This is a genomic window from Ideonella sp. (assembly GCF_036277275.1).
Lineage (GTDB): Bacteria > Pseudomonadota > Gammaproteobacteria > Burkholderiales > Burkholderiaceae_C > Ideonella.
Genome location: NZ_DASUNH010000089.1, coordinates 68,605 through 74,983 on the forward strand (window position 1 = coordinate 68,605; position 6,379 = coordinate 74,983).

6 protein-coding genes are annotated in these 6,379 nt (G+C 69.6%); 1 reads left to right on the forward strand and 5 read right to left on the reverse strand.

All coding sequences use genetic code 11. The annotated features are described in order from the left end of the window. Window positions 1–103: 103 nt before the first annotated feature. From VFY73_RS15730 to VFY73_RS15750, 5 genes are all read right to left on the reverse strand, one after another. On the reverse strand, window positions 104–574 hold the full coding sequence (locus tag VFY73_RS15730) for a hypothetical protein (RefSeq protein ID WP_329720376.1): 471 nt from the start codon (window positions 572–574) through the stop codon (window positions 104–106). Window positions 575–679: 105 nt separating this feature from the next. Next, window positions 680–1,357 carry a glutathione S-transferase gene (locus VFY73_RS15735; protein WP_329720378.1) on the reverse strand — a complete coding sequence of 226 codons (678 nt, stop codon included), beginning with the start codon at window positions 1,355–1,357 and terminating at the stop codon, window positions 680–682. Next, a complete protein-coding gene (locus VFY73_RS15740; RefSeq protein ID WP_329720380.1) occupies window positions 1,357–2,817 on the reverse strand; it encodes a sensor domain-containing diguanylate cyclase in 1,461 nt (486 codons plus the stop codon). Before VFY73_RS15740 ends, VFY73_RS15735 begins: the two co-directional genes overlap by 1 nt. A gap of 48 nt (window positions 2,818–2,865) precedes the next feature. Then, the gene (locus VFY73_RS15745) at window positions 2,866–4,161 is read right to left on the reverse strand and encodes a TIGR03862 family flavoprotein (protein WP_329720382.1); all 1,296 of its coding nucleotides are present in this window, start codon (window positions 4,159–4,161) and stop codon (window positions 2,866–2,868) included. A gap of 112 nt (window positions 4,162–4,273) precedes the next feature. Beyond that, a complete protein-coding gene (locus VFY73_RS15750; protein ID WP_329720384.1) occupies window positions 4,274–4,666 on the reverse strand; it encodes a DUF2917 domain-containing protein in 393 nt (130 codons plus the stop codon). Between the two features lie 149 nt (window positions 4,667–4,815). Between VFY73_RS15750 and VFY73_RS15755 the strand changes: the two genes are divergently transcribed. Further along, window positions 4,816–6,342 carry a PLP-dependent aminotransferase family protein gene (locus tag VFY73_RS15755; RefSeq protein WP_329720386.1) on the forward strand — a complete coding sequence of 509 codons (1,527 nt, stop codon included), beginning with the start codon at window positions 4,816–4,818 and terminating at the stop codon, window positions 6,340–6,342. Window positions 6,343–6,379 lie beyond the last annotated feature (37 nt).

A 6,379-nucleotide genomic window follows, 5' to 3' on the forward strand; every position in this document is an offset into this window, starting at 1 on the left:
CAAGGGCGGGTTGATCCCCGCCCTTTTTTTTGTGCAGCGGCCTACCTGGACATGGACGCCCGGGTGACGGTCGCCAAGGAGCCCTTGACGACGCCAGCGGCGATCAGTTCCTGGCGGTGTATTCCTGCTCGGTGACCGGGCTCAGTTCGCGGTCAGCGAGGATGGTGCCGGTGGTCGGCAAGATTCGGCCTTCGCCGGAAGCCGTGCGGTAGCGCAGGTACCGGGTCGAACCATGGGTCAGCTCGATGCTGTACTTGAGCGGATCCTGGCGGGTGCTGCCCAGCCACCGCATCTCGGGGACGATGTTCAGTTGGTTGATGCCAGGCGCGGCCTGCAGGCGCAACTCCTCTCCCGCGTTGAGGCGACCGACCCTCGTTCCGTTCAGATAGACGTTGTGGTCGGTGAAGTCGTCGTCGGTACCGAGGTGCACGTGGTAGAGCACCACCGACGCGTTGGACGACTCAGACGGCACCGTGGCCCGGGTGGGGGACTCGGAGAACATGCCGCAGCCGGCCGCGACCAGCGTGAGCGACAAGGCGGCCAGGTGGCGGGATCGGATGATTCGGATGTTCATGGCGCCATTGTTACCCGACAGCTGGTGCCGCGTGGCCACGGGCCTCGACCGCCATGGGGACACGGCTGGACGGCCAGGCCACGCCGCCGGCGTGCGGTTGCGCTATTAATCCCGCGCAAAGTCGTACGGCCCGCCCCGCTGCAGCGCGCGCTGGTAGGCCGGCCGCGCATGGATGCGCTTCAGGAACGCCATCAGCTTCGGCCGGCTTGCGTCCAGCCCCGCACGCTGCGCGGCCGCTTCGAGCGGAAAGCTCATCTGGATGTCGGCGGCGGTGAATTTCTTGCCAGCGAACCACTCGCTCTTGCCCAACTCGGCCTCCATGTAGTCGAGCTGGCTCTGGATGTTCGGGTCGACGAAGCCGCTGAGCACCTTCTTCGCGATGGCCTTGGCGATCGGCTTTGCGAAGAACGGCATGGGCGCCGTGAGGATGCGGTTGAACACCAGCTTCATCAGCAGCGGGTTCATCGCCGAGCCTTCGGCAAAGTGCAGCCAGTAGGTGAAACGCAAGCGCTCAGGTGTGCCCGGCGCCGGCCGCAGCAAGCCCTCGCCGTACGCATCGAGCAGGTACTCGATGATCGCGCCGGACTCGGCCAGCGTTGCCTTGCCATCGGTGATCACCGGTGACTTGCCCAGCGGGTGCACCGCCTTCAGCTCGGGCGGTGCCAGCATCGTCTTCGGATCGCGCTGGTAGTGCTTGATCTCGTAGGGCAGCTCCAGCTCTTCGAGCAGCCACAGCACGCGTTGCGAGCGCGAGTTGTTCAGGTGGTGGACGGTGATGGTCATCAAGTGTCCTTGCGCCGGTCGTTCTCGGCGTTGGCGTGGAAGGCTTTCTTCTGGCGGTACATCTGCGCATCCGCCCGGTGCAGCGCCGCTTCGAGCCGCTCGCCGGGTTGCGAGATCGCGGTGCCGACCGAAAAGCGCAGCGGGTCGCCGCTGTAGAACTGGTTGTTCAGCTCGACCAGCTCGTGCAGGGTGGCCAGGAAGGTCTCGGCCGCGTGCTCGTCGCCGCCCGGAATGAGCACCGCGAACTCGTCGCCGCCGATGCGCGCCGCGGTGGCCGGCGCCTGGGTGGACTTGGCCAGCACTTCGCCGGTGCGGCGCAACAGCGCGTCGCCGGCTCGGTGACCGCGTTCGTCGTTGACCTGCTTCAGGCCGTTCAGGTCGATCACCAGCATGGCCACCGGGCAGATTTGCTTGCGCTCGAGCCGATTCAGCTCGTCGTCGAAGAACGAGCGGTTGCGCAGCTTGGTCAGCGCGTCATGCTTGCCGAGGAACTCGAGGTAACTCTCGGCCCGCTTGCGGGCGGTGATGTCGGTCAGCGACACCTGCACCAGCGACCAGTCGTGCTCATGGCCCGGCAGCACCGCGAACTGCAAGTGCACATGCAGCATCTCACCGTCGAGCGCATAGTTCACCGTCTCGCGCTGCTGGTGCAGCTTGCCAGCCCACAGGTCGATCAGCTGTTCGGTGAACGGGCGGCGCATCTCGTCGCGGAAGATGTCGGGCAGGCGCCGCAGCAGCGCCGGCTTGTCGGGCGCGCGGAACATGGTCAGCGTCTGGCTGTTGACGTCGATGACGCGGATCTCGGCCATGCAGCGGTCGACGAACTCCGGGTGCACGTCGGTGAAGACGCGGAAGTCCTCGATGCCCTGCTCGCGTGCTTCGTCGATCAGGCGCTTGACGGCGCTGAAGTCTTCGACCCACAGCGAAACCGGCGAGTGCTCGAACAGGCCTTGCGCATAACGCTCGCTGCGCAACAACGCCTGGCGGGCCTGCTCGCGCGCGCTCAGGTCTTCGAGCGAAAGCAGCACGCGGCTCCAGCCCTGCTCGTGGCCGGGCAGCACGCGCACTTGCAGCAGGATGTCGAGCCGGCGCCCATCCAGCGTGTAGTTGACCGTCTGGCTGGTGTAGCTGTGCGCGCCGTTCCATAGCTGCACCAACTCTTCGACATGGTGGTCCAGCATGTCGTCGCGAAACACCTTGTCCAGGTTCGCCAGCAGCGTCGGCTGGTCCGGCGCACCGAACAGCTCGAGCGTGCGCCGGTTGACCTTCAGCACCTTCAGCTCGCGCGTGCACTGTGCGATGCGGGTGCGGTCGGCGCGCAAGTAGGTGCGCAGGTCGCCGACCCCCTGCCCGCGCCACTGGGCGAACAACGCGCTCAGGCCGCTGAAGTCTTCCAGCCACAGCGACACCGGCGCCAGCTCGAACATCAGCGCGTCGTCTTGCTCGTTGCCAGAGGTCATGACGGGCTCCGCAGTGGAGAGATCGGCGTCAAGTCTCGCACGCCGCTGTCAGCCGGCGCGCGCAGTCCAGCCTGCCAACAGCCCCTGGGCGGCGACCACCCCGCTGGCGAAGCAGGCCGTCAGCAGGTAGCCACCGGTCGGCGCCTCCCAATCGAGCATTTCCCCGGCACAAGCGACGCTCGGATGCGCGGGCCAGCACAGCGCTTCGTCCAGCGCCTCCAGCCGCACACCGCCAGCGCTGCTGATCGCCTCGTCGATCGGCCTCGCGGCACGCAGCGTCAATGGCAACGCCTTGATGCGCTGGGCCAGCCAGGCCGCGTCGCGCGCCCGTTCGTTCCATTCGGCGCTGGTGAGGCCTTCGCGCAGCAGGCCGGCCTTGGCGCCATGCAGCCCCGCCTGCTCGCGCAGGTGGTTGGCCAGCGAGCGGGCGCCGCGGCCCCGGGCCAGCGCGTCGGTCAGTACGGCCAGCGGGCGCTCGGGCAGCAGGTCCAGCCGCATCGTCGCGGTGCCATGGGCCTCGATCTCGTCACGCAGCAAGGCCGAGGCCGCGTAGACCAGGCTGCCTTCCAGCCCCGTCGCCGTCAGCACACATTCGCCCTTGCGGTGAAAGTGTCGACCGCGGCTGTCGGTGAAGTCCAGCAGCACGCCCTTCAGCGGCGCGCCGGCATGCTTGGCCACCAGGTGCTCGCTCCAGTCGATGTCGAAACCGCAGTTCGACGGCTTCAGCGGCGCACAGTCCAACCCCGCCGCCTGCAGCGCCGGCAGCCAGGCGCCGTCCGAGCCGAGCCGCGCCCAGCTGCCGCCACCCAGCGCCAACAGCACCGCATCGGCCTCGGCGTGTCGTTCGCCGGTTGGGGATTCGAAACGCAGGTGGTGCACACCGTCGACGGGCACCAACCCACCGGGCAGCCAGCGGTGCCGCATGTGAAAGCGCACACCGGCCGCGCGCAGCCGGTGCAGCCAGGCCCGCAGCAACGGCGCGGCCTTCATCTCTTCCGGAAAGACACGGCCCGAGCTGCCGACGAAGGTGGTGATGCCCAGGGCCGCTGCCCATTCGCGCAACGCTTGCGGCCCGAAGGCCTCGATCCAGCGGCCGACCTCGTCGGCACGCTCGGCGTAGCGGCCGGTGAATGTCGGCAGCGCCTCGGAATGGGTCAGGTTCAACCCGCCCTTGCCAGCCAGCAGGAACTTGCGGCCGACCGAGGGCATCGCATCGAACAGGTCGACCCGGGCGCCGCCGGCGGCCAGCACCTCGGCAGCCATCAGGCCGGCCGGGCCGCCGCCGATCACCGCGACGCGCGGGGCGGTCGGTGCGGGTAACTGGGGTTTCGTGTGCTCGGTCATCAGGCCGCGCAGTCTATGCTGCCCGGCGCGGCCGGCCGCACATTCGACCGTCTTTTCGCTTGGCACCTGCCGCGCCCGGCGCGGCGGCCGCGCGCGTCGGCCCTCGAATCGGTCAGGTCCCGAGCGTTCTCAGCAAGGCGCCGAAACCCGTGCCCGACGGCAGTGGGTGGCGCGCCAACAGCCGCACGACCGCCGGCACCAGCGACAAGCGCGGCTCGGCTTCGACCAGCACGCCATCGACAGTCGCGAGCGTGCTGCCCCATGGCGCGGGCGGCAAATCGACGCTCTGGCCGGCGTGCAGGAAGACATCGTCCTCGCAGCCCGGCCAGGTGAGCCAGACGCCACCGCGCAGCACCTGCAGCGTCACGCCGGTGTGGGCAGCGTGCCGTGGCCACAGCCGGCGCAGCCCATGGCGGCCGGACTCGGCCAACGGCGACAAACGCAGCGCCCGGCCCGGGGTCAGGTGCAAGGGCCGCTGCAACGGGGTGGAGTCGGTCAGGTTCATGCCTCGACGGTAGGCGGCCCCCATGCTGGCGCCAAGGCACAGAAGCGGCACAGAACACCGCACACCCCCGGCGTCAGCACATCTGTACCGGTTGCCGGTGCAGCCATCTGTACCGGTTCAGCAGCGATGTCGCACCGCACAATCAAGCCATGGAGCCGCAGCCCGACGCCGCCCCCGCAGCTTCCCCGGAAGCCCCGATCTATCGCCAGTTGTGTGAACGCATCGCCGCGTTGATCCATGCCGGCGCACTGCACCGGGGCGACAGGTTGCCGTCGGTGCGGCACATGGCGCAACAGCAGGGTGTGTCGCTGTCGACGGTGCTGCAGGCCTACCGCGAGCTCGAAACCCAGCGCCTGGTCGAGGCCCGGCCCCGCTCGGGCTATTTCGTCGCGGCCCTGCCGCCACCGCCGCCGCGGCGCCGGCCGACCCTGGCGCTGGCAGTGCCCGAGATCACCCAGCCGCCGGCCGAATCGCAGGCCGTCGGCGTCACGCAGCTGGTCGAGCGGGTGATGGGGGCGGCACAGGATCCGAGCATCGTTTCCTTCGGCGCTGCCTGCCCCGGCGGCGACCTGTTCCCGACCGACAAGCTGCGCCGGGCGATGGCCCGCGCAATGCAGCGCCACCAGGCCTCGCTGGCGCGTTACCCGTTCACGCCCGGCGTGGCGCCGTTGCGCGAGGCGGTGGCCCGGCGCGCGCTCGGCATGGGCTGCAGCCTGGATCCGGCGCAGATCCTGGTCACCAATGGCTGCCTCGAATCGATCAGCCTGTGCCTGCGCGCCGTCACCCAGCCGGGCGACGTGGTGGCGCTCGAATCGCCGACCTATTTCGGCCTGCTGCAGATCCTCGAAAGCCTGCACCTGCGCGCGCTCGAGATCCCGACCCATCCACGCACCGGGCTGTCGCTGCCGGCGCTGGAACTGGCGCTCGACACGCAGCCAGTCAAGGCCTTGCTGACGGTGCCGACCCTGTCGAACCCGCTGGGCGCGACGATGCCGCTGACGGCCCGGCGTGCGCTGGTGCAACTGGCCCGGGCGCGCAGCCTGCCGATCATCGAGGACGTGCTCTACAACGAGCTGCACGAGCGTGCCGAGTGCCGGCGCGCGCTGAAATCGTTCGACACCACCGGGCAGGTGATGCTGTGCGGCTCGTTCTCGAAGACGCTGGCGCCAGGGCTGCGGCTGGGCTGGGTCGAAGCGGGCCGCTGGTCGGCCCAGGTCCGGCGCCTGAAGGGCGCGCTGAGCGGCGGCCACACCGAGCTGATCGAACACGCGATGACCGAGGCGCTGAACCAGCCGGGGCTCGAACAGGCACTGCGCCAGCTGCGCGCGACCATCGGCCACCGCATCCAGCAGGCGCGCCGGCTGATCGGCGCCAGCTTCCCGCCGGGCACGCGCGTCACCTCGCCCGAGGGCGGCTTCATCCTGTGGCTGGAGCTGCCGGCCGGCCTGTGCGCGGTCGAGCTGTTCGAGGCGGCGCTGCGCGAGAACATCTGCATCGCGCCCGGCCCGATGTTCAGCACCAGCCAGCGCTACGACCACTGCGTGCGGCTGGGTCTGGGCCGCGGCTGGGGCCCGGCCGAGCAGCAGGCCTTGCAACGCGTCGGCGAGCTGGCGCGGCGGATGCTGCAACGGGCGCGGCCGATGGTGGGCGACGAGGCGCTGCCGCGCGCAGCCTGACCACGCCGGCCGCCCTGACCGGCCGCCGACTCCCTAA

Bases quoted from the DNA above. Each gene is read 5' to 3' on its own strand.
- VFY73_RS15730 (WP_329720376.1), bottom strand. From the start codon at position 574: ATGAACATCCGAATCATCCGATCCCGCCACCTGGCCGCCTTGTCGCTC.
- VFY73_RS15735 (WP_329720378.1), bottom strand. From the start codon at position 1,357: ATGACCATCACCGTCCACCACCTGAACAACTCGCGCTCGCAACGCGTG.
- VFY73_RS15740 (WP_329720380.1), bottom strand. From the start codon at position 2,817: ATGACCTCTGGCAACGAGCAAGACGACGCGCTGATGTTCGAGCTGGCG.
- VFY73_RS15745 (WP_329720382.1), bottom strand. From the start codon at position 4,161: ATGACCGAGCACACGAAACCCCAGTTACCCGCACCGACCGCCCCGCGC.
- VFY73_RS15750 (WP_329720384.1), bottom strand. From the start codon at position 4,666: ATGAACCTGACCGACTCCACCCCGTTGCAGCGGCCCTTGCACCTGACC.
- VFY73_RS15755 (WP_329720386.1), top strand. From the start codon at position 4,816: ATGGAGCCGCAGCCCGACGCCGCCCCCGCAGCTTCCCCGGAAGCCCCG.